Here is a 24,872-nt window from a genome sequence, read left to right on the forward strand (position 1 = left end):
GTTCCTCCTCTTATTTCGTTATTTTTTGGCACTAACAGCAACACGATGGCTTGGTACATCAAGCACGCGTGTGACAGCTTCTACTATTTCCTTTTTTATGCTGATATTATCTGCTCCCTTGGCAACAATCAGTACTCCCCTGATGGTGGGTTTTTTTGTTTGCTGAACAAGCGGGACCTCCTTGTCACCTTCCCGGATGATGACAACCTTCTCATCGGTTGAGAAATCCTCTACCTTTCTTTCTCCCCCGTCACGGTCAGTTTCCTCCGTGATCTGATGCTGGGATACGGCATTTTTCTCATACACTTTTTCCTCCGTCGAGTCGACATTGACAATCACGGATACATTAGAAACTCCATTCATCGTCTCAAGGGTGTCCTTCAGCTCGCTTTCATAAGCTTTCTCAATAGAAGCAATCGTGCCGGTTTTCTTGGAATTGCCGGAGCCGAATGTTTCAGCTGCGTCCTCCTTCACTTCCTTGCTGGCCGCCTCAAACACCGCGTTGGTCTTGTCCTTTGTCTCATCCCCCCGATTGATAAACAGGCTGCTGACCATCAGCAGGATGCCGGCCAGAAGCAGGATGGCAATATTCCGATATGGCGGTTTCTTTCCGTCTCCATCCTGTTTCATAAACATCCCTTTGAGTTTGTTCAGTTTTTCTTTATTCAAAGACCATCACCCCCTTCATTGATTTCGATTATTAATTTACTGCTGCTAACTCCCCATTTCTCCGACAAAATTTCCTGTATCTGGGGTGAAGGTGCAGTTATAAGCGATTGTTGTTCTTCTAAGTCAATGTCAACCTTCTCTACAGGTTGTACACCCTCTGCCTCTTCCTTGCTCTGTTCTACGAGGGTGACATGAATGGACTCGATGTTTTCCTCCTTCATCTCCCCTTTAGGATTGATGAGCCGGATCTCCACATCTTTGATTTCGTACCCACTCCCTTCTGTCAGCTCCTTTTCTGCTTCACTTTTCAGTTGGACAGCCATCTGTTCCAATATATATGCTTGCTGCGTCTCTTCTATTTCTTTTTTCTTCGATTCCAGCGAATTTTCCATTTCCTGATTGCCCCAAACCCCGTTGGACATGATTTTATGCTGAATATCACTGGTGAAGTCCTGCTTAAGCAAGGTAAGAATCGGGGTTAAAAAGATGGCTGTCAGCAATAACCCAACCACAAGCTTGGTGTACTTCTGCATCGATGAATTGGGAAGGAGCATGTCCAGCACAACAGCAAATAAGATGAAAACAATAATATTGGTCACCCATGTTGTCAAAAAAGACATGGACAGCTCCCTCCTATCGAACCATCATTGTGACATTTCCAGCAGCAACAATTACCGTGACCGTCAGAAAGAACATAAGACTGACAATGGCCAATGCAGCAAAGACATAAATGATATTCTTGCCAATCACATCTAAGCATTTAATAATGGGACCTGCCCCAAGAGGTTGTAAGATGGCAGCGGCAAATTTATAAACGAGAGCAATCAACAGGATCTTCAAAGCAGGAAATGCAGCCATAATCAAAAGCATGACCACACCAGCAATTCCGACTGTGTTCTTTAAGAGCAGAGATGCCCCTATGACTGTATCCGCAGCGTCCGTGAACATCCGTCCGATGACCGGGATGAAATTTCCTGCCAGGAATTTAGCCGTACGCAGGCCGATTCCATCAGCAACCGCTGTTGAAATTCCTTGAACCGAGATCACACCAAGAAAAACAGTCATGAAAATTCCTAAAAGACCAACGCTCCATGTTCGTAACAGTCCGGCCAGCTGGGTCACCTTATAATGCTCTGACAGCATGCTGACAATGCTCAGTAAGGTTGAGAGGAAGAGCAGCGGCAGGACGATGTACTCAATCAGGGCACCGCTCGTGTTCATGAGGAATAAGAGCATCGGATGAAAGAAGGCCGCAGAGAGGACGCCGCCTGAGCTTGCAATCAGAGCTAATAGTAGCGGCACTAGTGCAATCAGAAAATCGGTAATCTGTGAAATTGTCGAGGTGACATAATTGACTGCCACATAGAAACTGTTCAGTGCAATAATCATTAAAACCATAAAAACAATCGAGTTTGCCACCTTGCTGACAGATGTCTTCTCAAAGGTACTTTGCAAAGATTGGAGAAAGACACTGAACACCGTCAGCAGAATGAGCGTTCCAAGCAGCTTTCCATTCGCGATTAACTCATGAAAGATAAACTGAAGGATTCCAGAAAGCCACTCCTTAAAGGTGAATTTTTTTTCGCCGCTGATGAAATCGAAGAAACTCCCTTTTTGAGATTCTGGAAGAAAACCGCCATATTGGTCATAGACCGAATCCCAAAACTGTTTTAAGTCATCAAGCGGTATGTCCTCCACACCGAATGTTTCAACCGCCTCCTCTTGCTGCGTGTTTACGGTCGTTGTTCCCGGGGCAGCCAACACTTGCTGGCTATAGCTGCAAAGAAATAGAAGAATGAAGAGTAGAATGCTTGTCCGCAAAAAATGCTTCATATAAATATTCAGCCCCTTTAATTGCTTCCCAATCCGGGAGTTAATTCGGGATCATCTGGATGATGCTCTCGATAATTACGCTCAAGATTGGGATTGCCATCGTCAGGATAAGAATTTTTCCTGCGAGCTCAATCTTGGAGGCAATCGCCCCCATCCCGGCATCCTTCGTGATTTGAGACGTAAACTCCGCGATATAGGCAATTCCGATAATTTTCAGTACAGTTGATAAATACACCATGTTCACATTGGCGTTTACGGCCAATTGTTGAACCATTTGGATGATTTCGTAAATTTTGTCGACTAGGAATAAAAAGATTGAGCTTCCAACAAAGACAACAAGCAAAAAGGCGAGATTTGGCTTTTGCTCCTTTATAATCATGGCAAGGAACGCCCCAATCAGGGCTACACCGGTTATTTGCAGCATTTCGATGGCTCATCACCCCAAGCTTCTATTGAAATAGGAATACGGATTTAATCCGGTCAATCAGCTGCCCGACAACTTGGGCAACATTGAACAAAATATAAATAAAGCTGACCAAGATTACCCATTGTGAATACTCCTTCTTGCCAACTTGATCGAGAATCGTATGAATGAAAGCGACAATCAGTCCAACACCCGCAATTTTAAAAATAATATCAATATCGATGCCCATTCCGCTCATTTCCCCCTATTCATCACAACAATAGGATGGCAATTAAAAGACCTGAGAAGAAACCAAGACTTTTCACCATCTTGTCGTATTTCATTTGTTTATCGAGTGCCAGCATTTCCTCCCGCTCGAGATGTGTCAATGCCAGTTGAATTTGTTTCCGCTGCGTATCCCGATCATGCTTTCCAAGAGTCTCTCCAAACTGAAGAAGGATTTCTGCCTCTTTATCCTCAAGCTCAGTCCATTTCATCATTTCCTCGATACTTTGACGCCAGGCATTCGTGACCGTCTGATTTTCTTCGTTCAAGTAATCTGCAAACAAGGTAAAGCCTCTTGCAACCGGCTCGGGAATTTGCTTGGCCAATTTCAAAACAGCTTCCCTTAGCGGCATGTGACCATACATGATTTCAGCCTCCAAGATTTGCAATGCAGCCCTCAAATCCCGTATTTGCTTAGGTCGGGCAATCAGCCGTTTCGAGAAATCCCACCCTATCCAGGAGGTTGAAAAAACGATCAGCACGGCACCAAGTAGTTTAATCATGTCCTCACTCTTTCTCCGTCATATAAGATTTTTCCCGCTCCATCTCTGACCTTGACCACACACCCCGGCTTGTCTATCCGCGCAAGTTCGATAAACCGTTCAAACTGCGCCTCTGTAATAATTGCTTTCATACTGGGTCTTGACAGAATATCCTCTAAACTATGACCATGAGCTGTGATAAAGAGAGCGGTACCTGCATTGACCGCTTCCATGACAGCATCTCTGTCCTCTCTTCTTCCTATTTCATCTGCTACGAGAATGTCTGGACTCATGGATCGAATCATCATCATCATTCCTTCCGCCTTTGGACAGGCATCAAGCACGTCTACTCGGATACCGAATTCCATCTGCGGCACCCCGTGAACACATCCCGCTATTTCCGAACGTTCATCTATGATCCCAACCTTCTTAGGCGAAATCCGATGCCTTTCATCTCCTGTCGAGGCAATCCGGGCTAAATCTCGCAGAAAGGTTGTCTTTCCTGATTGCGGCGGACCGATGACTAAAGTGGATAACCACCGCCCTTGGTACAAGTAGGGTATCCACCCCTCTGAAAGTCCTTTCTTCTGTCTGGCAATTCGAATATTAAAAAAGGTGACCTCCCGTATCCCCTTCACACTGCCGTTTTCAAGAATCACCTTCCCTGCGATGCCAATTCGATGTCCTCCCTTAATGGTGATATAGCCCCTCTTCAATTCTTCATCGAGCATATAGAAAGAAAATTGACTGATTTTGTTCATGAAGATCTCAGCCTCCTCCCGTCCGACGGGCCGTCTCCCGTAATGAACCTGTCTGCCTGCCATGACTTCGAGCGGCCTTCCGACACGGATACGGATTTCCTCCACATCCTCTTCATTCAAGGTCATTCCCGTCATGTCAGCGAGAATAGCCTTGGGCAGCATTTCCAATACTCCTTCCATACATCTCCCTCGCTATATGTGTCATTTACTTAAAATGTATTCATGGACAAGTATTTTATGTCCCTTCAACCCAGAAAAAGATTAGACAAGTGTTCCAGGTACTAAAAACACCCAGGAGCGCTCTCCTGGGTGCAAAAAAAAAAAAGCTGCAGGCTGCCAAAAGAATGATTGGCGTGCTCTGCAGCTTTTTCTTATAAGACAATCGATTATCCGCGGGAAACGTATGAACCGTCAGATGTATTGATGATAAGCTTGTCTCCTTCATTTACGAAGAATGGAACTTGAACAACAAGACCGGTTTCAACAGTTGCCGGCTTCGTACCGCCGGATGCTGTATCTCCTTTGATGCCTGGTTCAGTTTCAGTTACTTCTAATGTAACAGTTGTTGGAAGCTGAACGCCAAGTGTTTCTGTTTGGAACATCATGATGGACACTTCCATGTTTTCTTTCAAGAATTTCAATTCATATTCGATTTGCGCAGTAGGCAATTCGATTTGATCATATGTTTCGTTATCCATGAATACATGGTTATCGCCGCTTGCATAAAGGTATTGCATTTTGCGGTTGTCGATATGCGCTTTCGATACTTTTTCACCGGCACGGAATGTTTTCTCTTGAATCGCGCCTGTACGAAGGTTACGTAATTTAGAGCGCACGAATGCCGCACCTTTACCTGGTTTTACGTGCTGGAATTCGATAACCTGCCAAATACCGCCGTCTACTTCGATTGTTAAGCCTGTTTTGAAATCATTAACAGAAATCATGTGATAATAGCCTCCTACTGCCTTATAAAATAATTAATTCTTTTGTTGAATGGGTCAATCTTTCATTGCCGCCTTCTGTCAGCAATAAATCATCCTCGATTCGCACGCCGCCGACTCCCGGCAAATAAATACCTGGTTCACATGTCACGGTCATGCCCTTCTCTAAGACTATATCTGATTTAAAGGACAAGCCAGGGCCTTCATGGACTTCAAGGCCGATTCCATGACCAAGGGAATGTCCGAAATATTCACCATAGCCTTTTGCGGCGATGATATCCCGTGCAAGTGCATCTGCTTGTTTGCCTGTTAAGCCAGGTTTAATATTTTCCATCGCATAAACCTGCGCTTCAAGCGTTATCCCATAGATCTTCTTCAGCTCATCACTTGGTTCACCAACAGCAACTGTACGGGTAATATCAGATATATACCCTTTGTAGAGTGCGCCGTAATCCAGAGTGACAAAATCACCCTTCTCAATCACCTTATCACTTGCGACACCATGCGGAAGCGCCGAACGCGCGCCGGAAGCCACAATTGTATCAAAGGAAGAAGAGGTAGCACCCGCTTTACGCATGAAGAATTCAAGCTCATTGGAAACTTCCATTTCCGTCAAACCTGGACGGATAAACCCTAAAATATGCTCAAAGGCAGCATCTGCAATGTCTGCCGCATCCTTTAATATCTTAATCTCTTCAGGAGTCTTAATCAAGCGCAATTTTTCTACAAAGCCGGATAAAGGAACAAGCTCCCCCTCTACCACGCCTTCATAGGTTTTGTATAGGGCAAATGTAAGGTCATCCTGCTCAAAGCCAACTTTCTTGGCGCCCATTGCTTTAAGCTGTGCCGCCACCTCATTCTCAATCGGACCGGTATGCTTAACAATCTCAAATCCAACCGCCTGCTTGGCCGCTTGTTCCGTATAACGAAAGTCTGTAATAAATTTTGCTTCCTTTTCAGAAATGACAACTATGCCTGATGTACCTGTGAAATTTGAGATATATCTTCGGTTGTAAGGATTTGTGATAATCATGGCATCTATTTTTTCTGCGGCAAGATTTTCACGAAATCTTTGTAATTTTTCCATTATACATTCTCTCCCTTATCTAATATAATAGCTGCTGCCTGTTCCGGAGCCAGGCTTAAAGCCCCTGTATATATGTATGACCAACCGCTAAAGTAAGCCTTTAATGGATATTAATCATTTTATCATATGCAGGAAAGGGACCACTATATATTTATACCTGAGCTTCGTTATTTTCTGTCTGCCCCTTTTTTTCCAGCTGTCTTTCGTTATACTCAAAACTGATGGAGTAACCGACGAATAGCCCATAAAGGAGAAATAAGCATACGGTTGTAAGGATTGTATGGAAGGACAATTCCATTACGGTCTTCATGCCTGGGAACAGAGGCCTTAACACAAGGAAAATCAATGCCCAAATAACAAGACCATAACCAACACCAAGCCAGTAGGAGTATATTTTGCGAAAAACAACGGAATACAAATAGGCAAACAGCAAGGATATCACGGATAGACAAACAAGTGAGAGAATGACACCCACCCATCCCTTGGCGAAATCAGCCTTAATCCAAGACCGTATCACAAAGGCAGGGCCAATTTCCGTAAAGTTAAAATACACAAATAATTGAAAGATTGCCCCCCAAAACACACCAGCGAACAAACCAATCGCTGTCACTGTAGCTCCATAGCTTAATGGCTCTTTTACTTCTGTTACATTCTCTTCCATTCATCTTCACCTCATAGACTAGTATGTACCGTTTAAGCAAACTTCATGATGAATGAATCCAATAGTAGAGATATCCCTCAAGATTCGGTAAAATAAGAAGATAAACATTCATACTATAAATAACATGGAGTGGTGAATACAGTGGAAAATAAACCAGTCTACGGCGGGCAGGCTGTCGTAGAAGGAGTCATGTTCGGCGGCAAACATTGCACCGTGACAACGATCAAACGGAAGGATGGAACATACGATTCCTTTTCGATGCCGCGAAAGAGCCATCCAACCATTCAAAAACTTAAGAAAATCCCTTTTCTCAGAGGCATCGTGGCTATTATCGAATCAAGCGCCGTCGGCTCAAAGCATCTATCCTTTTCTACTGACCGCTTTGATGTTGACCCGAAGGATGACGACCAAATCGTACAGGAAGAGGAAAGCTCAAAGCTAGGCATGATTCTCGGTGTCGCAGCTGTCGGCATTCTATCGTTCATTCTTGGGAAAGTTTTGTTCACCCTCATCCCCGTATTCTTGGCGGCAATCTTCCAAGGTGTCGCACCGGCAAAGGGAGCTCAAATATTAATAGAAGGATTCTTCAAATTAACATTATTACTTTTGTATATATACTTTGTTTCCATGACACCTCTCGTTAAGCGCGTGTTCCAATATCATGGTGCTGAACATAAAGTCATTAACGCCTTTGAGGCAAATAAGGAATTGACTGTTGAAAACGTACGACATGCATCCCGGCTTCATTACCGCTGCGGCAGCAGTTTCATTCTCTTTACTGTCGTTGTTGGATTGTTCCTGTATATGTTCGTCCCGACCGATCCGTTATATGCACGGATTCTAAACCGGTTGGCTCTCATTCCGGTTGTTCTGGGCCTCTCCTTCGAGGTTTTACAGCTGACCAATAAGCTGCGCGATGTACCAGTGCTCCGTTTTCTTGGCTACCCAGGTCTATGGCTGCAGCTTCTGACAACGAAGGAACCGAATGATGACCAGATTCAAACCGCCATCATTTCCTTCAATAACATGCTTGAAGCCGAAAAGAGGGCTGGACAAGGTTTGAACGGAGAGAAAATTGTGTAAATTAAAATTAAGAGAAAAATTTATTGGTATAGCTGTTTAAATTCCCATAAATACGCTAATGATGCTCTTAAGGAGGTGCTTTCTATGAATCGTAACAAATCAACTATCATCATTTATGTTCTTCTGGGATTAGCGGTAGTGGGCTTGATTTATACATTGCAGTACAACGCTGCATCATTCATACGAAGTGTGCTTATCGGAGCGGCAATCATTGGGGTAATCTATCTTGTGTACAAACGATTCATGCTGAAAGGTAGCTCAGGCAAAACAGGCAAAGAGCGTCAAGCATACCGGAAGGCAGCCCGAATCTCAGCTAAGAAACATAAACAAGATACGATGAAACCCAAAAGAAGCAAGCACCATAATACACATGGACTAACCGTGATTTCAAAAGAAACCTTAATTAACAAGCCAAAAAAGAAATCAAACATTCAGTTGACTGTCATCGAAGGCAAAAAGGCCCGCAAAAAAAATCGCGCCCTGTTTTAAACAAGCTAAAAAGGTTCAAGCATTGTGCTTGAACCTTTTTTCTTAATTCATTTTCTTCTTTATTCGATGCGTCCAATGTTTGACGAACTGAGCCGCAGCCCTCCGTCCGCTTTCAACCAGTCCTGTCCTTTGCTCATCTGTCAGCGAGAACTCAATAAAACCTGCATCCTTCACTGGGATAAAAATAATATTTTTGACAAACTTACGTGAGATATAACGAGAATCATGTGCATTACGCATCGTTTCAAAAAGAGAAGAAAAAAGACCAATCGCATTCGTGATTTCCTCTTTGCTCTTCTCTGTCTTCTCATGAACTAAATTAAGACCAAGTACTGGTCTGATAGGATTAATATTATCCTGATCAAATAACCACATCGGAAAATTACTCAACACCCCGCCATCGACGACAATGTATTTTTCCCCGACTGTTTTCAGCTTGATTGGCTCAAAGAAAAAGGGAATGGAGCAGCTCATCCGAATCGCTTTTGCGACAGGGAACTGTTTCGGTTCAATATTATAGGCAGCAAGATCATCAGGCAATATAAGCATACGCCCATTTGATAGGTCGGAGGCAATGATACGCAGCTGCTTATCTGAAAGATCTCCGAAAGTATGAATCCCTTTTTTCTCAAGAATTTCCTTGATCCAGCACTCTAGGGCATCTCCTTTATATAAACCCATCGTCCAATATAATTTCAACCAGCGGGCAAAAGGAAATTGGATCCGTTTCTTCGATTCCAATAACCGGCTGAGCTCAACATCCTCCATTAAGAGCTTAATCTCAGCACCACTGTATCCAGCCGCGAGAAATCCAGCAATAATGGAGCCTGCACTTGTTCCCGCTACACGTTTAAACGTGTATCCCTGCTGCTCCAGCTCCATCACGGCACCGATAAGGGCAAATCCTTTGATTCCCCCGCCGCAGAAAACACCATCTATGTACAAACCGATGCACTCCCTCCCAAGATGTTCTCGCTTACTTATCATCTTTAAGCAGTAGGAGTGCATTTTAGAACGGTTTAGGTAAAGTATTTAATTTCTGCCTGCGGAAAGTGAGCTTGGATAGATTCTTCAATATGACTTCTTAAACGGGCAGCCTCATCATCCGGGTAAACATATTTTCCAATCCCGTACTTGCCCCATTTATATTTTCGTTTCGTTTCATCCATCTCAAGTTTTGATTTCGGATATCTGGCCTCAATAACCTTTTTGGCCGGCTTTGTGAAACGGTGCTGGATGAGTTCAAAATAAAGCGGAAGATCCGCATATTCCCCCAGCGCCTTTTTGAGCCGGTCAAACAGCTCCGCATAGCCCTCCTCCCACTCATCATGCATATAGATGGGGGCTACGATAAATCCTAAATGATAACCGGCTGCTGCTACCTTTCTGGCCGCCTCCAGCCTTTCATCAAACGAGGACGTACCCGGTTCGAAATTCTTGATGACATAGCGGGAATTAATGGAGAATCGGAAGCTCGTATGTCCATTATGCCGTGCATCAAGCAAATGATCGACATGATGAAATTTCGTCACAAAACGTAAGCGTCCAAGCTCAGTTTCCCCGAAAAAATTTATTGCCTTTTTCAATGAATGGGTTAAATGATCAATACCGACAATGTCTGACGTACAGGCTGCCTCAAAGCGGGTAATCTCTGGTGCACGTTCACCTATATAGGTGAGTGCTTTGTCAAAAATCTCCTCCAGATTAACATACACGCGTATATACGGTTTGCTCCCAAGTGTCGTCTGCAAATAACAGTAATGACAATGACCCATACAGCCTGTCGCAAGCGGGATAGCATATTCTGCTGATGGCTTGGAGGTATCGAATTTCAAGGTTTTCCTCAAGCCTACCACCATCGTCGATTTGGCTATTCGATATTTCTGCAGTTCCGTTTCTCCAGGAAGGTCCCTAATTTGATTATGGGAGGTTGTCTGGCGGATCTCAACATTCGGCATTGTCCGGAATTTCTCCCATAGTTCTTGACCTAATGGATAGTCTAAAGCCTTAGGCTCAAAATAGACCAGTTGAGGAATGAATGGTTTCAATCATCTCACCTACCTTACAGGTAGTATGTTCAAGACACAAAAAAAGGATGGCAAGAAAGTTTGCCATCCTTTTGAAATCATTGCCTTAGCCTTATTGGATTACAATCCGCATTTCAGCTGCGCGCCGCAGTTCGTGCAGGTATTGCAGCCGCCAAGCTCCTCAACCTTGCCTTTTCGGCAAACCGGACAAGTGTTGCCGACTTCGCTTCCAATAGTGACGCTCGTTGATTCAAGCGCATTGATGGTGTCAACTAGCACGACATGCTGTTCCGTTCTTTCCTTTGGCATTTCAGCTGTCTCGGTACTCTCTTCCTTCTTCAAAGTCAAGACTTGCGTGTCACGGCTTCCGTCCACATACACGGTACCGCCTTTTGCTCCGCCTCTATAAAGACGCTCGTACACTTTCTCAACCTGTTCGACAGAGTAGCCCTTCGGAGCATTAACCGTCTTACTGATGGAGCTGTCGATCCAGCGCTGGATAATGCACTGTACATCCGCATGTTTCTCAGGAGTGAGATCCATCGCAGATACAAACCATTCCGGAAGGTTATGAGGATCTGCCTCAGGATTGCGCGCCAAGTAGTCCTCTACGATATCCGCTTTTACTTCAATGAATTTACCGAGTCGTCCGCTTCTGAAGTAAGTGAAGGAGAAGTATGGCTCAAGTCCTGTCGATACTCCTACCATCGTTCCCGTGCTTCCTGTCGGTGCAACAGTAAGCAGGTGAGAGTTGCGAATTCCATATTTGAGAATATCTTGACGGATATGCTCCGGCATTTTCTTCATGAAGCCGGATTGAATAAAGGCTTCACGCAATGCTTTTGTTTCTTCCTCAGTATCTCCAACCAAGAATGGGAAGCTTCCCTTCTCCTTAGCGAGTTCAATGGATTCCTCATAGGCTGCAGTCGCAATTGTTTCAAATACACGGTCAACAAGCTCATTGCCGTCTTTTGAGCCGTATTCTTTCTCACAGTAGATGAGCATATCATGAAGACCCATAACTCCAAGGCCGACACGTCTTTCGCCCAAGGCTTGGCGTTTATTCTCTTCAAGGAAATATGGAGTCGCATCAATGACATTATCCTGCATGCGAACACCGACTTTAACCGTTTCCTTCAGCTTATCGAAATTGACCGTTTTTGCGTCCTTATCTGTCATTTCCGCTAAGTTCACGGCTGCCAGGTTACATACGGAATAAGGAGCTAAAGGCTGCTCACCGCATGGGTTTGTCGCAACGACCTTTTGTCCATAGCTCTTTGCATTAGTCATGTCATTGGCATTATCGATAAAGAAAATACCAGGCTCCGCAGAGTAAGTAGCACAAATATTAATTAAATTCCATAATTCCTTCGCTCTCACTTTACGGTAAACACGCACACCATAGCCGCGTTTTTCCCACTCCCGTACGTCTCCGCAATCCGCCCATTCATTATTATAGATTTCCATTTCCTCTGGGCTGTAGGATTCTACATCAGGGAAGCGCAATTCATATTCAGCATCATTCTCAACAGCATCCATGAACTCCTTTGTCAAGCAGACAGAGATGTTTGCACCTGTTAGGAAGTCTGGATTATGGACAGCGTCATTGCCGCCGTGCGCCAGTTTTTCCTCTGCTTCTTGAATGATGGCTTCACTGAAACCGCCTAGTCCTGGAATGGTCTTATAGTTCACGATTCCCTGATACATGGCTTGTTCCTGAATGGAAAGAGGTGTGAATTTTAATTTCTCTGCAGCCAGCCTTTGAATCGTCTCATCTTCTGATACTTCCATCAAGAAGCGCAGGATTTTCGGATTTTGCATCTTAGAGATGATGAACTCAACAATATCGGGATGCCAGTCAGCAAGCATAATCATTTGCGCACCGCGACGTGAACCGCCTTGTTCGACCAAATGAGTCAGCTTCGCGATATCATCAAGCCAGGAAACCGCTCCCGAGGATTTGCCGTTAACACCACGGGCAAGGGTGTTTCGTGGACGCAAGGTAGAACCGTTTGTACCTACTCCGCCGCCTCTGCTCATAATTTCCATAACTTGCTTGCGGTGTTCAGAGATACCCTCACGGCTGTCCTTGATGAACGGCATAACGTAACAGTTAAAATATGTCACCTCTGTCTCCGATCCAGCTCCATACAGCACACGGCCAGCAGGGATAAAGTTTGTTTGAACCAATTGCTGATAGAATCTCTCAAAGGATTCCTGACGCTTCTCTTCTGTCTTCTCCACTTGTGCCAAACCGCGCGCATTGCGTTTGGCGATTTGCTCATAGTAAATCTCAAGCGGCTTTTCAATGACATCAAGCGACTTGCAAATCAAACCTGTTTTCATTTCATCATGCTTGTCCAACGAAGCTCTGTATTCTTCTTCTACAAGCACATGGGCTGTTTTCTTTTCCCAATCAATTTCTTGAATATATCCTAGTCCGCGGGCTGGGAATTTTGGATCTTCCTTGATCGTCAAGACAACGAAGTCCCCATTGGCAAGCGTAAGCTTCTCCGTATCCTTAAACGAATAGCGATCGATCATAACAAGTCTTGATACACCTTTATAAGTCTTATTCATGTCGGGTGTTATTGGAAACACCTGTGGAAAATTGGCAATATCCTTATTCAACCTTTCGACATTTACAGACAGCTTATGATTAACAGCAGTATACAATATGATCTCTCCCAACCTCTTAAGTATTCTTCATGAATGTTTTTCTTTCTCTGATGCAGTTTGTTTTAATATAAATAACGTTATCATACGTCTTTTTGAAATTCAACTACATATTGTGTCCCTATTTTTTCAACGCATACTATATATTGTATTTGTGCATTTATCGAATGAATTGTCAATCTTCCTCTATGGGCAGAATTTTAAGAGAATCTGCGATTATGAACATTTTTCTACCCATTTTGAACAAAATCAAACAATAACTAGGATTTAGGACTTTTGCCTTACATTCTACAATATTCGTCCTTATTCTGGCTTATGAACCCCTTTTGATGAAGACTGATGTCGAATGCCAGAATATAAATTATATCGGTCCGAAGGAGGGGTCGTAAAGATTAAAGCATTCTTTTTAGAGGGATTGCCATAAAAAAATTTTGCCAGACAAAATATCTCCCTGTATAATAAATGAGGGAACAAACGAGAAAGTGGGGATTTCATTGACACCAACGACATATATTCTGATTGGCCTGGCTGTGCTGATCATTGCGTATTCAATTTACAGCTATTTCTCTACAAAAAAAATGGTTAAGACCTTATCCCAAGAAGAGTTCAAAGCTGGATACCGGAAAGCCCAGCTGATTGACGTTCGTGAACAAAATGAATTTGACGGCGGACATATTTTGGGAGCCCGCAACATTCCATCCACTCAATTAAAGATGCGCATGAAGGAATTGCGCAAGGACAAGCCTGTCTACTTATACTGCCAAAGTGGTATGAGAAGCACAAGAGCAGCTCAAATGTTATACAAAAACGGCTACCGCGACCTTTACCAGCTTGATGGCGGCTTCAAGAAATGGACTGGAAAGATCAAATCCAAATAAAAAGAGCCGATGCTGTCAAAAGCGCATCAACTCACACACAAAACGCGGACAATCCCCTTTATTCAGGTTTCTGAAAAAGGGGTTTTTATTTACCCCTTTTTCGGCTGTCTATCTTCAATCTTGGCGGCTAAGCTCTCAGCAGCCCGCTTATACAATTGACTCATATGAGCAAGCGATGCTACGGCCAATAGTTCCTCAAAATATTCCGCATCCTCCTCCTGACTAGCTCCTGCTGTCTCCTTAAGCTCCTTCATGCTTGTTTCGATACTTTCCGTGAAAATGGCGGCATTCTTATCCGTTTGCTTCAAGAAGGCCTCATACAGCCAGTCAATTGAGAGATCATCCTTCATAATTCTTTCATTGAGCGGGTCAAGAATCCCTTTGATTTCATTGATGGACAGGCTTCCTTTTAGCTGATAGATAAGACTGAGCAAGATTAAGTGCCTTTTCGTGTATTTCTTATTCTTGATTGGGAAGAACACTTTAGCCTTCGCATAATTATTAATCATCGTTTTCGTAAGAATCTTCTCATCATCAGTCCGCTTTGTTTCTTTAAACTTATTCTCGAATAATTGAATGACTTGATCCATATAAAGGTCAATCTCTGGAATTTCGTGAAGATTCAGCCTTTCATTTAACCCAATATTCTCTATAAAATCCATTTTATCATTCATCAATAATCCCTCATATTTCTTCGTCTTTCCATTTATTATACGTGTTTCCTCATGCAAGGTAAATAACAACCACTTCATCTATTTCCATAAATCCCACATATGGTTTTTAATACTAGATGTATAGATCAGCAAGGAGAGACTTTTACCCCATTCCCAATATTCGGAACCGTTATATAATGGTCTATAGATTTACACAAAGGAATGGTGAACATGAAATCAGAAAAAAAGAGTGCGGTTCAGACCTTTGCCAACCAATGGTCCTTTCTCCTCACACTGCTCGCCTTTATCGTCTTTATCTTCTTTATGATATTCGGCTCGGCCTTTAGCAGCCAGACATGGATTTATTCCCTTATCCCTTTTCTGCTGGTCACCTTGATCTTAGGGGTTATTGGAATTCCCTTTGAAAACCCTAATAAAAGGAGAATTGCCCAATCGATTTTCTCTATCCTCCTATCGCTCTCGCTCATTCTGCTGTTAGGGGTTATTTATCTCGCGCCAATCTTGTTTCCATTTGGCATACCGTCTATTTGAAACCCAGATTGGTTGATGATTCCATTTGAAACATACTTGCTCATAAACAATAAAAAACACTCCCCAATAAACAGGGAGTGTTTCTTCGTTCAGCCTGCGACAAAGGATCTCGCCTTATGCCTTATGCATTCGATGGTTTCTTTTCTTCCTTTACCGAAAGGATACTGGCTTCGGTTCCATATTCCAGGCGGATTCTTTTACGTGCCTCCGCAGGTGTCCGTGCGGTAATGGGCATCATTTGTTTTTCACCCTGTGCCTCTATCTCAACGAGGAAGCATTTTGCTCCGCATCTCATTTGCTTCCCTCCTATTACTCTCTTCTCTTTATTATAGAACAAAAGCATGAAAGAGCGAGCAATGGTTATACTGTCATTGAACTGCACCCTATAAAGTAGACAGTTTAATAAAAAGGGATGTGCCGTGTTTATGCGGCGATGAGATGACTTCGGTAAGCTGCCGGAGTCATCTTTTTTAATGTCCATTGCTTTCTCGTATTGTTATAGTAATCCATATAATCATCAATCATATATTTTAGTTCTGCCAAACTGTTTGCCTCCTTATAAGGAACTTCGTCCTTCATATGTCCAAAGAAGGATTCCATTGGGGCGTTGTCCAGGCAGTTTCCCCTTCGTGACATGGACTGTAAGAGCCCCATCTCTTTCACGCGAGATTGATATTCAGGATGCGTGTAATGAAACCCTTGATCCGAATGAATCATTGCTTCTGGATGTAATTGATTCCCATAACAACTTTCTAACTTGGTTAATGTTCGGTAGACTATCTCCATCCGTAGGCTTGTCGAGAGTTCATAGGCGACGATCTCTCGTGTCGCCACATCTTTCACGCAAGACAAATAAGCCGTCTTCCCACCGCGGATTTGCAGGTAGGTGATGTCGGTCAAGAAGACTTTCCCTGGTTCCTGTTGGTCAAACTGGCGGTTCAAATGGTTGGGTACCTGACGGTGAACCTCTGTTGCCTTGGCCATCGTACGGTATGGGTTCGCTCTCCGTACCTTGGCAAAAAAGTGAAACTTGCGCATCAATCGAAGGATTTTCTTGTGGTTCATTGGCTGACCGGCTTTCTCGGTGACTTCCATATATAAGCCGCGATAACCGATTTTCCCTTGGGCCTCATCATAAATCTCTTTTAGAAAGACATAATCCTGATAATCAGACTCCTCCCGGATAGCTTGTTTTTCCGCATTCTGAAGCCATTTATAATAGCCGCTTGGACTCACTTGGGCCACTTCACATAAATAACGGACCATGTTCTTCAATTGATAAAGCCGAATCGTCTCATTAATGACTTGGTATTTCTCTCGGGCTTTTAACGACGATTCTTCTTCGCCTGCCTTTCCAACTCGTCTAGCTTTTTTAGTAAGGTCAATTCCGCCTCTAAGAGGCGAATGCGGGCTTCTGCTTGGGCCAATTTCTTCTCGGCAGAGGCATTCTCTTTCTTGGGGCGTCCCTTACTCGCTTTTCCTCGGCGTTCCTCTAAAAAGCCATTTTCTCCGTATGTTTGGAAGGTTCTGCGCCAACGAGCCAGGGCGCTTTGGGCTTTTTTAATGCCAATCACCTCTAAATCGAAACCTGCTTCTCGGAATATTTCCGCTGGGCCTTTCCCAGATTGGTTTTGTTTAACCGCCTGCAGTTTGAAGTCAGGGGTATACTGAATCGCGCGGTCTGTCACGGCTTTAACGTTTGGATTAGCTTCTAGTAGTCTTTGTTGGTGTTCATTAAAGATAATCTTACTCATGAAAAATACTCCGTTCTAAAAATCGTAATGTTAGTATAACGGGAGTTTTCCTGAAAGAGAATAGGAAAACCCCGAATAGGGTCCACTTTTTTTAAAGTGTCCACTATTCGGGGTTCAGTTCACATATCAATTACGTCAGCTTTTCCTTCCAAGATTTCTAGGGAGAGACGGACAGAATCTCCGATGGCTTTCTCGATATCATCAGGCTCCATTCCCAATGGGCTCACGACGTCTTGGTCCATGAACAACTTTCTTGTAAATACCTTCGCAAATTCTGCTGTGTCCAAGCCGCTTTCTATTCCCTTTATTCGCTCATCTTCTCCCTTTGCTTCCATTGCTTTTATATAGGAATCTTTCGGAATCACGATAATCTCTTTATTCTCACAGCCCATATATTTATGCATGATGCTAAGCATTTCTGACCATTCCATATTATAATAGCCAACCGGATACTGACCATTTAAGCCATTTTTAACTGCACCGGCGATTGCCTGCCCGGCCTGCCGTATCGTCACCATTGTTGTACCGCCCTCAGGGTACATCGTTGCCCCCTTCATATTCTTGATCTGTTCAACAAGGAACACCCAAACTGGCTTTCTTCCTTCTTGGCTGCCAAACACATACGGTATTTCAAGAATAGCCACACTCATAGATTCATCAGCGAATGTTAGCGCCATCTCCGCTTGGTCAACACGGCTCCGTATGTACGGATGATGCTTATATAAATCCAATTCAGGCATCGTGCGGTGAGCCCAGCTGAAATAGGAACCAAGAACAACGACATGCTTGACGCCGCACTCCTTAGCAATCGTTAGAAAACGATAGAGTGGATCGATATTATGCTTTTTGAAAAAATCATAAACAGGAGAGTTTGCCTCGATGCGCTCATCAACACCTGCCGCAAACACAAATGCCTCACAGCCCGACATTTTTTCCTTGATTTCCTTATCTGTCATCTCCATATAATTCCCGAAGTCAATCTTCATTTCGTCCGGCAGCATACTTCCTGCCGGCACGGGCGGCAGGGACAAGGTTGAAACCTCATGTCCATGCTCTATCAATGCTCTCGCTCCCTCTGATCCTATTAAGCCTGTTCCGCCAATCATGAATATTCTCATATACACACACCCCTTATCTTCACTTTATATCCTGATTTTACCACATTATATTCCCGCTTCATTCAGACTTATATGATTTTTTTGTGAAGTTTTTCACAATATTACTCCATAAAAAAAGGACTTCAAAAAAGCCCTTTTTCCTGCCATATAAGTCTTATCCCTCCATCCATGCCTAAACAAGGGTATATAGCTCCTTTACTTTATGCTTGTAAAAGGACACCGGTGTTTTTTCTTCACCATGGACAGAATCAAGGATTTTGAATACCCTATCAGCAAGCATCGCTTTCTTGAGCGGTTCTTCATCCTGAGCTACATAATATTCGTACAAAATATTATAGGCTAGGTGTACGCTGATCTCATAATAATGATAATTCAGGCAATCATCACTTCTCTTATCTTTAATGAAAAAGTGAGGAAGCCATGCTCCATCCTTCGCCTTATAATGCGCTTGGTATAAATCGAAGGCATGCTCTATACTGATTGGTGTACTCCTGAAATCATCCACAATATCATTTTGGACAAGACGGTAAAATTCTTTTTGTGTTAATTGCTGAGCCCATTCTCTCATCTTTATCACCTTATTCCCCCTCATTATTCCTTTTCACAAAATAACTTTCTTTCAAACCGTTATTTTAAGGAAATAATGAATATCTTTTTCCTCTATTTTATTGTTATTCCTCTGTTTCTTGAAGCAGAAGACTCTCTACATCATTGATAAAGCGGCGCAAATATTTGGCTGTCTCCCGATTAATTTGCCCCTCCTCATACATGCCTTGAATAGTTGAGCGTTCAACCTCTAATGCTTTAAAACGAAGCTCTTCCTTCTGCTCATCGCGCATCATTCTCGTTCGCATGTCATCTGTCTGCGTTCTTTTCCATTTCTCGATAAAGCGCTCATATTCCCGTATAACAACATTGAGGCTCTCTGAATCTCCCCCGTTCTCCCTTATTTTAGACAGCTTATCTATCGCAGCCCTTGCTGCATTCATTTGCAGCTCCTGCATCTTGGCATAATCATCAGCCTGATTCGCTGACGCCCTGTCCGTATACCAATATTTCCTCTTGAACTGTCCTATCACAATCATCACCTTGGACAATAGACTGTGAGCAAGCACCTCCTCACGTAAATCTAGTGATTTAAGGAGGCGGCTGATAATCTCTGGACTAACCTGACCTTGATTAATACATTCACGTAAATACTTGCGTTCAGTCCTCAACCCCGTGATCCGATAGTCCATCAGCTCTTGCTCCATTTCATTTATTCGTTCATCTTCACGATTATCGTAGCGAATTTGCTCAATCACACGTTTGTACTCACCAACCAGCTCAAAAGCCGCTGCTTGATTTTCCTCCGTCGTTTCTTCCTCAATTTTCTTCACTGCTGCCCACAGCAGCCGAATCTTGTATTGGTCATAAGGGGGTATTTGAACGGTACTCCCTGCTGAATCTTTCTTACTGAACATTGGCAGCAGAATGGCCGCAGCAACTAATGTCAGCAGGATAATTCCCCCGGCAAGCATAATGGTCAATGACCGTTCAGGAAACAGGGCCCCGCTAGCAACGAAGTAAGGGAGAGAAAGTACCCCTGCCATCGTGATGGCTCCTCTTACTCCGGTCAAGCCCGTTAATATACTTACCTTTACACTTGGCTTAGCGGTACCTCCCTTTGATAAAACAAATTCAATTCCCATATAACAATACGTCCAGATCATCCGAATCAGCATAATAACCAATCCAATAGCCAAGATATATCCAATGATCAGCCAGTTACTGATAGCCGGATTCTCCACTGTTTCCTTCATCGCCGAGGGAATGCTTAAACCGAGTAACAAGAAAACAACCCCATTTAAGACGAATAAGATAATTGACCACATATGTTCAGTGACGACTTGTTCATCAGCATTACGGATTCCCGCTCTCTCTTTAACGCTCGAGTGAATGATTCCTGCAGCAACAACGGCAATCACTCCTGATGCATGAAGCAACCCCTCTGCCGCATAATAAATAATAAATGGCGATACAAGCTGCAACAGGGAATAAAACGTAACGTCAACAATTCCTTGCCTCCTCAAAGAACGGCGCAAGCCGACAAGCAGCAAACCGACAATAATCCCTGAGACTGCTCCAGCAGATACGACATAAACGAAATCCAAGGCTGCCTCACTCAGTGAAAAATACCCTGTGACAACCGCGGCAACAGCGTAATTAAAGGCAATCAGCCCGGATGCATCATTGATAAGCGATTCTCCTCTGACCAGCCTTAAAATGACAGGCGGCAGATAGATTCTCTCAGCAATTCCATTCACAGCTACCGGATCAGTAGGAGAAAGGATGGCTGCCAGTGCGAAGGCGGCAGCTAACGGGATCGATGGAATGAGCCAATGAATGAAATAACCGCCAATTATCGTTGTTAAAAACACCAAGATAAAGGCATTGGCCAAGATTGGCCAGCGCATCCTCCACAGCTCCTCCCTCGGGAAGCGCCGCCCATCATTAAAGAGAAGCGGAGCGACAAATAAAAGAAGAAACCATTCGGCTTCCAGCTCAAAGGAAATTTCCTTCACAAAAACAGCAAACAAAATTCCGAGCGCGATTTGTGTCAGGGCGGTCGGAATCATCGGCAAATAATGACTAATAATATTTGAGACTAACAAAAGAACTAATAAGACAATAATTGATAATAATAAATCCATAAGTATACCCTCAATCCATAGCAAATCATTTCTTTAGTGTGCCACATACACGCTTATACCATTCCCTCAAATCCGATTCAGGAAAACCCAAGTCGTAAGATTACTCATTGCACCCCTCCCTATTACACGACTTTTATCGTAAAGACTGCTTTCGATTGACTATTTGTTCAAAAAACAACCGCCTCCATTAGCAAGCGGTTATACGTACAAAGGAACATACTCACCAGTCGATTTATGATATTCTATTCTTTCAAAAAAACGAAAACGTCTCATATAAGATGCCCTCTTAGTGTTTTCCACTCAATCGCCCCCTATTAACGGCAGACCGCTAGGAAGGCGGTCTTCAAGTTTCGGCTGTTCTTTGGCAATTATCAATATACTTGCTTCCCCATTCCGTCAACTCATTAATCGCCAGGACGTGCCTTTATCGCATCCGAGGAGGCAAGATGGATCACTGGACAATTGATTGACGCCAGTGAAGGAGCCAAACTTAAAAAGCAAAAAGAGATGAAGCAGCACTTGAGAATCTACAAAAAAGCTCTGATGATTCTTCAATCTTTGAGAATCATCAGAGCCTTCATCTTATCGGTCAAAAGCTTCGTATACTTTGAGCCGCTTGCCCTTAACCGTTGTTTTTTTCATGGCCTGGAGGACATATGGGCCTTTTCCGTTTAAGATTTCAACAAAGGAAGCCTGATCTTCAATGGTGATAATGCCAATATCCTCGGCATTCACACCATCAAGCTTGGCAATCGTACCAACAAAGTCGACCGCTCTTAGCTTCTTTTTCTTTCCGCCATTGAAAAATAGCTTCATGATGTCCTGATTGAGCTCTGCCCCCTTGTCCTTCTTCCATTCGGTCTCAAACATATTCCGCTCAAACGAATCCCGTGCCGCTTCAACCTCTTCCTTTTCCGGAGCTTTCTTTATGAGGACAGAAACGCCCGCATACTCTTGTGTTTCAGCAAGCAAATCCCTCTCGTGCGGAGTAATAAAGGAAATAGCCTTGCCCATTTTTCCGGCACGTCCTGTTCTTCCAGCACGATGCACATAGGCTTCTTTCTCATGTGGGAAATCATAATTAATGACATGGGAAATTTCCTCAATATCAATGCCACGAGCTGCTACATCGGTAGCCGCTAAATAACGAAATTCTCCCCTCTTAAACTGGTTCATCACATCAAAACGGTCCTCCTGGTACATGCCGCCATGGATTTTTCCGCAGGAATAATCCCACTCTGCAAGCTTTTCAAATAAGCGGTCCACCTGCTCCTGGGTCCGGCAGAAAATCATGCAGCTGTCTGCTCCTTCAACCGTCGTTACGTCTCTTAGTAAGGTAAGCTTCTGCTCCTCTTCCGTTAAGTAGCCTTCATGGACAATGCGAGGCTTCGCCAGGGGCGTATCCTCTATATCAATTGATTCAGGGCTGTCTAGAAAGGTTTCGCCTAATTGTTTGATATCATCGCTAAAAGTTGCCGAGAACAGCATCGTAACTCTTTGTTTTGGCAAAGCATCCATAATCTCTCCCACTTGGTCAATAAAGCCCATATTCAGCATTTCATCTGCTTCATCAATGACCGCATAGCGGATTTTTTCAATGGACAGGGTTCCTTTTTGGATATGATCAAGCACCCTTCCCGGCGTACCGACGACGATATGGCATTTCTGGCTTAGTTCAAGCTTTTGCTTAGCAAATGGCTGCTTTCCATAAACTGCTGCCGCCTTGATACGCTTGAGGCGGCCAATATTAATTAGGTCTTCTTTCACCTGAGCAGCTAGTTCCCTTGTAGGTGTCAGTACAATTGCCTGCGGTTTATTCTCAAGCCAATCGATATGCTCACAGAGCGGAATGCCATAAGCCGCTGTCTTGCCGCTTCCTGTTGAAGCTTTCACAATAACGTCCTTGTTTGAAAGCAGAAGCGGAATGGCCTTTTGCTGCACCTCTGTCGGCTGTTTATATCCCATGCTGTCTAAAGCCCGCTCAATGGACTCTTCAAGCTGAAAATCTTTAAAACTGATGTTTTTCATGTATTCTTCCTCATTTTCATTTCTATCCTTCTCCATCTTGGATAACGGTATTGCCTTATTATACCCGATATCACGCAAATTGCAGGGATTTTGCTGGGATGCATCTATATTACCGATATACTTAGCCTTAACTATAAGCTTTTATTTCTAATTGTCATTATAAAACCACCTTAGCCTTTAACAGACCAATTATTTAACATATCATCATCTTCACAGCGTCAAACTTTCTCGCTTAAGCAATTTCAAGACTTAACATTTTAAATTAACATGGTGAACATAACTACTGAAAATACAATCACAATAATTAATGCCAAGGAAATAAAAAAGCCATTTTGCCAAATAACAAAATGGTCGAAAAAATTCCTATAATCTCATACTCTTTAATAAATGTTGAATAACTTTGACATACCACTGGATAAGCAGAAGTTTACTTATTGATATCTTTAGAATTCTCCTTACTTATCCGATACTGACTAACTTTCTCCTTAACTACTAATTCATCTTGTTTTGTTGTCAACATCTTCACAAAAACATCTTCAACCTTATAACAAACCTTGTTATATAAATTCACCTTAGTCTCCTTCCTAGCTAATCATTTTTTTAGCTATATATAACCTTCTACCTAGCCATGATAAAACCATAAAACCTATACCTGTTGTAGTTGTAGCTTGTTTCTCTTTCCGATTTTTCTCATATTTTTCATAACCAACTTGATAATAATATTCAAAAATATTTTCACCTTTTTTATATTCTTTAGCTATAGTATAATCTTCTCCAGATTCCCCTAGTTTTTTCCCTGCTTCTTTGATTTTTTGAACTTCTTTATTTGAGATGAATCCCTCCTTATACCACTTCGTAAATTTCTTACTGCTTATTTCGGGTTCTGAATATTGTAGTGATGAAAATGCTGCTGCATAGCCTTCATTATAATATTTTTCCTGTAATTCTTTTTGTGCTTCTTCATACCCTTCCTTATATGCATTTAATAATTGTTCCTCTAAATTATTTGGAGGATTTTGAATATCCTGCATCCCATCTTCATACCCTTTATTTCTTAATTTCTTTATTTTTATCGCTGTCTTTTCTAACAATGCTTTATCAAATCCAGCTTCATAGGCATTTCTTAGAAGTTGATTCTTTATATATGATTCAGGAATTTTTATTGTTTCTGTCTCCTGTCCTGACTTATATCCAGCTTCAGAGGCTATTGACTTTTCTTGTTCAATCTTAGACTTTCCTTCTTCATACCCCTTTATATAAGCAGCATGGTAACTCTCTCGATAAGATTCTGAACCAGATGAAACATCTGGATTTTCTTGATTACCTGAATACCCATCCTGCTTGCCCACATTATATCCTTCCTCTTTACCTGTTTCCTGATCCTCTCGCTTTTGTTTAAAAGCTAACTGTTCCGAGCTATTATTAATTTTTGTCTTATCATAGCCATCTGGTGGCTCACATGGAATTCCGTCGTCTACAACACCATTCCCCCAGCCATCTAAGTTTTCTGGATCATTGGAAGCAGAATAGCCTTTTTGATTCCAGTAATCAACTACTTCATCATATGTCGAAAAATCCGTACAATCCTTGTCTTTTGTATTAGTTGCTGGTATTTCAGTTTGTTTATTCTGCGTACTCCCCCCATTATGATAATGATATCCATCACATAATCCCTTGGCTTGCGATTTTTCACTACAATTATGACCACCAGAGGAATCAGTTCTTCCAGAATGGGCAAAAATCTGATCCACTGACGTCATGAAGAATAATAAACATAGAAGAATAGCTATCTTTTTCAT

General features: G+C 42.9%; 25 protein-coding genes. 4 read left to right on the forward strand and 21 right to left on the reverse strand.

From position 1 onward, the window contains the following. Positions 1-18: 18 nt before the first annotated feature. The 10 genes from spoIIIAG to ACY8DX_RS15220 form a co-directional block, all read right to left on the reverse strand. On the reverse strand, positions 19-636 hold the full coding sequence (spoIIIAG, locus tag ACY8DX_RS15175) for a stage III sporulation protein AG (RefSeq protein ID WP_439802918.1): 618 nt from the start codon (positions 634-636) through the stop codon (positions 19-21). Positions 637-665: 29 nt separating this feature from the next. Beyond that, a complete protein-coding gene (spoIIIAF, locus tag ACY8DX_RS15180; protein WP_462405551.1) occupies positions 666-1,289 on the reverse strand; it encodes a stage III sporulation protein AF in 624 nt (207 codons plus the stop codon). Between the two features lie 13 nt (positions 1,290-1,302). Next, positions 1,303-2,502, reverse strand: coding sequence for a stage III sporulation protein AE (spoIIIAE, locus tag ACY8DX_RS15185; RefSeq protein ID WP_462405552.1), 1,200 nt, complete (start codon positions 2,500-2,502; stop codon positions 1,303-1,305). A gap of 40 nt (positions 2,503-2,542) precedes the next feature. Then, entirely contained in the window at positions 2,543-2,926 is a 384-nt protein-coding gene (spoIIIAD, locus tag ACY8DX_RS15190; protein ID WP_049670185.1) for a stage III sporulation protein AD, read from the reverse strand. A gap of 25 nt (positions 2,927-2,951) precedes the next feature. Continuing rightward, complete coding sequence (gene spoIIIAC / locus ACY8DX_RS15195) at positions 2,952-3,155, reverse strand: stage III sporulation protein AC (protein ID WP_049670184.1); 204 nt, start codon at positions 3,153-3,155, stop codon at positions 2,952-2,954. Positions 3,156-3,177: 22 nt separating this feature from the next. Continuing rightward, a complete protein-coding gene (gene spoIIIAB, locus ACY8DX_RS15200; protein ID WP_049670183.1) occupies positions 3,178-3,693 on the reverse strand; it encodes a stage III sporulation protein SpoIIIAB in 516 nt (171 codons plus the stop codon). After that, on the reverse strand, positions 3,690-4,613 hold the full coding sequence (spoIIIAA, locus tag ACY8DX_RS15205) for a stage III sporulation protein AA (protein ID WP_462405553.1): 924 nt from the start codon (positions 4,611-4,613) through the stop codon (positions 3,690-3,692). The genes spoIIIAB and spoIIIAA overlap by 4 nt, the downstream gene beginning before the upstream one ends. Before the next feature lie 206 nt (positions 4,614-4,819). Next, positions 4,820-5,377, reverse strand: coding sequence for an elongation factor P (gene efp, locus ACY8DX_RS15210; protein ID WP_049670181.1), 558 nt, complete (start codon positions 5,375-5,377; stop codon positions 4,820-4,822). Positions 5,378-5,399: 22 nt separating this feature from the next. Continuing rightward, positions 5,400-6,461, reverse strand: a complete 1,062-nt coding sequence (locus tag ACY8DX_RS15215; protein WP_049670180.1) for a M24 family metallopeptidase — start codon at positions 6,459-6,461, stop codon at positions 5,400-5,402. A gap of 151 nt (positions 6,462-6,612) precedes the next feature. Beyond that, a complete protein-coding gene (locus tag ACY8DX_RS15220; RefSeq protein WP_049670179.1) occupies positions 6,613-7,122 on the reverse strand; it encodes a YqhR family membrane protein in 510 nt (169 codons plus the stop codon). A 132-nt stretch (positions 7,123-7,254) separates the two neighbouring features. Here ACY8DX_RS15220 and ACY8DX_RS15225 point away from each other — a divergent pair, with 132 nt between their 5' ends. Together ACY8DX_RS15225 and ACY8DX_RS15230 are read left to right on the forward strand one after the other, a co-directional pair. Then, positions 7,255-8,205, forward strand: a complete 951-nt coding sequence (locus tag ACY8DX_RS15225) for a DUF1385 domain-containing protein (protein WP_439802915.1) — start codon at positions 7,255-7,257, stop codon at positions 8,203-8,205. Between the two features lie 84 nt (positions 8,206-8,289). Beyond that, positions 8,290-8,694 (forward strand): SA1362 family protein, encoded by a 405-nt coding sequence (locus ACY8DX_RS15230; RefSeq protein ID WP_049670178.1) that lies wholly within the window; start codon positions 8,290-8,292, stop codon positions 8,692-8,694. Positions 8,695-8,736: 42 nt separating this feature from the next. On the opposite strand, the gene ACY8DX_RS15235 is transcribed toward ACY8DX_RS15230, so the two are convergent. The 3 genes from ACY8DX_RS15235 to ACY8DX_RS15245 form a co-directional block, all read right to left on the reverse strand. After that, positions 8,737-9,681 (reverse strand): patatin-like phospholipase family protein, encoded by a 945-nt coding sequence (locus tag ACY8DX_RS15235; RefSeq protein WP_462405554.1) that lies wholly within the window; start codon positions 9,679-9,681, stop codon positions 8,737-8,739. A 32-nt stretch (positions 9,682-9,713) separates the two neighbouring features. Next, the gene (splB, locus tag ACY8DX_RS15240; RefSeq protein WP_439802916.1) at positions 9,714-10,742 is read right to left on the reverse strand and encodes a spore photoproduct lyase; all 1,029 of its coding nucleotides are present in this window, start codon (positions 10,740-10,742) and stop codon (positions 9,714-9,716) included. Positions 10,743-10,841: 99 nt separating this feature from the next. Then, complete coding sequence (locus tag ACY8DX_RS15245; protein ID WP_049670175.1) at positions 10,842-13,397, reverse strand: vitamin B12-dependent ribonucleotide reductase; 2,556 nt, start codon at positions 13,395-13,397, stop codon at positions 10,842-10,844. Positions 13,398-13,975: 578 nt separating this feature from the next. Here ACY8DX_RS15245 and ACY8DX_RS15250 point away from each other — a divergent pair. Further along, on the forward strand, positions 13,976-14,275 hold the full coding sequence (locus ACY8DX_RS15250) for a rhodanese-like domain-containing protein (RefSeq protein WP_082197241.1): 300 nt from the start codon (positions 13,976-13,978) through the stop codon (positions 14,273-14,275). Between the two features lie 89 nt (positions 14,276-14,364). On the opposite strand, the gene ACY8DX_RS15255 is transcribed toward ACY8DX_RS15250, so the two are convergent. Next, positions 14,365-15,027, reverse strand: coding sequence for a DUF1836 domain-containing protein (locus tag ACY8DX_RS15255; RefSeq protein WP_231589484.1), 663 nt, complete (start codon positions 15,025-15,027; stop codon positions 14,365-14,367). 132 nt (positions 15,028-15,159) lie between these two features. On the opposite strand from ACY8DX_RS15255, the gene ACY8DX_RS15260 reads away from it, so the two are divergent. Then, positions 15,160-15,480, forward strand: a complete 321-nt coding sequence (locus ACY8DX_RS15260) for a hypothetical protein (RefSeq protein WP_049670173.1) — start codon at positions 15,160-15,162, stop codon at positions 15,478-15,480. A 121-nt stretch (positions 15,481-15,601) separates the two neighbouring features. Here ACY8DX_RS15260 and ACY8DX_RS15265 read toward each other — a convergent pair whose 3' ends face one another. From ACY8DX_RS15265 to ACY8DX_RS15295, 7 genes are all read right to left on the reverse strand, one after another. Then, on the reverse strand, positions 15,602-15,775 hold the full coding sequence (locus tag ACY8DX_RS15265; protein WP_197089906.1) for a hypothetical protein: 174 nt from the start codon (positions 15,773-15,775) through the stop codon (positions 15,602-15,604). A 128-nt stretch (positions 15,776-15,903) separates the two neighbouring features. Then, positions 15,904-17,234, reverse strand: a protein-coding gene (locus tag ACY8DX_RS15270; protein ID WP_462405542.1) for an IS3 family transposase whose coding sequence is annotated in 2 segments (ribosomal slippage) — positions 15,904-16,856 and positions 16,856-17,234 — 1,332 coding nt in all. Because the reading frame shifts where the segments join, the coding sequence is not laid out codon by codon here. Between the two features lie 119 nt (positions 17,235-17,353). Beyond that, complete coding sequence (locus ACY8DX_RS15275) at positions 17,354-18,352, reverse strand: NAD-dependent epimerase/dehydratase family protein (protein WP_462405555.1); 999 nt, start codon at positions 18,350-18,352, stop codon at positions 17,354-17,356. 172 nt (positions 18,353-18,524) lie between these two features. Then, the gene (locus ACY8DX_RS15280) at positions 18,525-18,929 is read right to left on the reverse strand and encodes a hypothetical protein (protein WP_462405556.1); all 405 of its coding nucleotides are present in this window, start codon (positions 18,927-18,929) and stop codon (positions 18,525-18,527) included. 94 nt (positions 18,930-19,023) lie between these two features. Beyond that, positions 19,024-21,045: a Na+/H+ antiporter gene (locus ACY8DX_RS15285; RefSeq protein ID WP_049670170.1), complete on the reverse strand. Its 2,022-nt coding sequence runs from the start codon at positions 21,043-21,045 to the stop codon at positions 19,024-19,026. Positions 21,046-21,627: 582 nt separating this feature from the next. Beyond that, entirely contained in the window at positions 21,628-23,073 is a 1,446-nt protein-coding gene (locus tag ACY8DX_RS15290; RefSeq protein ID WP_439803062.1) for a DEAD/DEAH box helicase, read from the reverse strand. Positions 23,074-23,657: 584 nt separating this feature from the next. Continuing rightward, entirely contained in the window at positions 23,658-24,872 is a 1,215-nt protein-coding gene (locus ACY8DX_RS15295; protein WP_439803063.1) for a YHYH domain-containing protein, read from the reverse strand.

Source organism: Gracilibacillus sp. Marseille-QA3620, from assembly GCF_054950035.1.

What these genes read in the sequence shown, in the direction of transcription:
- spoIIIAA (WP_462405553.1), bottom strand. Translation starts at nt 4,613, where the DNA reads ATGGAAGGAGTATTGGAAATGCTGCCCAAGGCTATTCTCGCTGACATG.
- ACY8DX_RS15290 (WP_439803062.1), bottom strand. Translation starts at nt 23,073, where the DNA reads ATGAAAAACATCAGTTTTAAAGATTTTCAGCTTGAAGAGTCCATTGAG.
- spoIIIAF (WP_462405551.1), bottom strand. Translation starts at nt 1,289, where the DNA reads ATGTCTTTTTTGACAACATGGGTGACCAATATTATTGTTTTCATCTTA.
- ACY8DX_RS15255 (WP_231589484.1), bottom strand. Translation starts at nt 15,027, where the DNA reads ATGAAGTGGTTGTTATTTACCTTGCATGAGGAAACACGTATAATAAAT.
- ACY8DX_RS15250 (WP_082197241.1), top strand. Translation starts at nt 13,976, where the DNA reads ATGGTTAAGACCTTATCCCAAGAAGAGTTCAAAGCTGGATACCGGAAA.
- spoIIIAD (WP_049670185.1), bottom strand. Translation starts at nt 2,926, where the DNA reads ATGCTGCAAATAACCGGTGTAGCCCTGATTGGGGCGTTCCTTGCCATG.
- ACY8DX_RS15260 (WP_049670173.1), top strand. Translation starts at nt 15,160, where the DNA reads ATGAAATCAGAAAAAAAGAGTGCGGTTCAGACCTTTGCCAACCAATGG.
- ACY8DX_RS15220 (WP_049670179.1), bottom strand. Translation starts at nt 7,122, where the DNA reads ATGGAAGAGAATGTAACAGAAGTAAAAGAGCCATTAAGCTATGGAGCT.
- ACY8DX_RS15285 (WP_049670170.1), bottom strand. Translation starts at nt 21,045, where the DNA reads ATGGATTTATTATTATCAATTATTGTCTTATTAGTTCTTTTGTTAGTC.
- efp (WP_049670181.1), bottom strand. Translation starts at nt 5,377, where the DNA reads ATGATTTCTGTTAATGATTTCAAAACAGGCTTAACAATCGAAGTAGAC.
- spoIIIAG (WP_439802918.1), bottom strand. Translation starts at nt 636, where the DNA reads ATGTTTATGAAACAGGATGGAGACGGAAAGAAACCGCCATATCGGAAT.
- ACY8DX_RS15265 (WP_197089906.1), bottom strand. Translation starts at nt 15,775, where the DNA reads ATGAGATGCGGAGCAAAATGCTTCCTCGTTGAGATAGAGGCACAGGGT.
- ACY8DX_RS15275 (WP_462405555.1), bottom strand. Translation starts at nt 18,352, where the DNA reads ATGAGAATATTCATGATTGGCGGAACAGGCTTAATAGGATCAGAGGGA.
- ACY8DX_RS15215 (WP_049670180.1), bottom strand. Translation starts at nt 6,461, where the DNA reads ATGGAAAAATTACAAAGATTTCGTGAAAATCTTGCCGCAGAAAAAATA.
- ACY8DX_RS15230 (WP_049670178.1), top strand. Translation starts at nt 8,290, where the DNA reads ATGAATCGTAACAAATCAACTATCATCATTTATGTTCTTCTGGGATTA.
- ACY8DX_RS15295 (WP_439803063.1), bottom strand. Translation starts at nt 24,872, where the DNA reads ATGAAAAAGATAGCTATTCTTCTATGTTTATTATTCTTCATGACGTCA.
- spoIIIAB (WP_049670183.1), bottom strand. Translation starts at nt 3,693, where the DNA reads ATGATTAAACTACTTGGTGCCGTGCTGATCGTTTTTTCAACCTCCTGG.
- spoIIIAE (WP_462405552.1), bottom strand. Translation starts at nt 2,502, where the DNA reads ATGAAGCATTTTTTGCGGACAAGCATTCTACTCTTCATTCTTCTATTT.
- ACY8DX_RS15235 (WP_462405554.1), bottom strand. Translation starts at nt 9,681, where the DNA reads ATGATAAGTAAGCGAGAACATCTTGGGAGGGAGTGCATCGGTTTGTAC.
- spoIIIAC (WP_049670184.1), bottom strand. Translation starts at nt 3,155, where the DNA reads ATGGGCATCGATATTGATATTATTTTTAAAATTGCGGGTGTTGGACTG.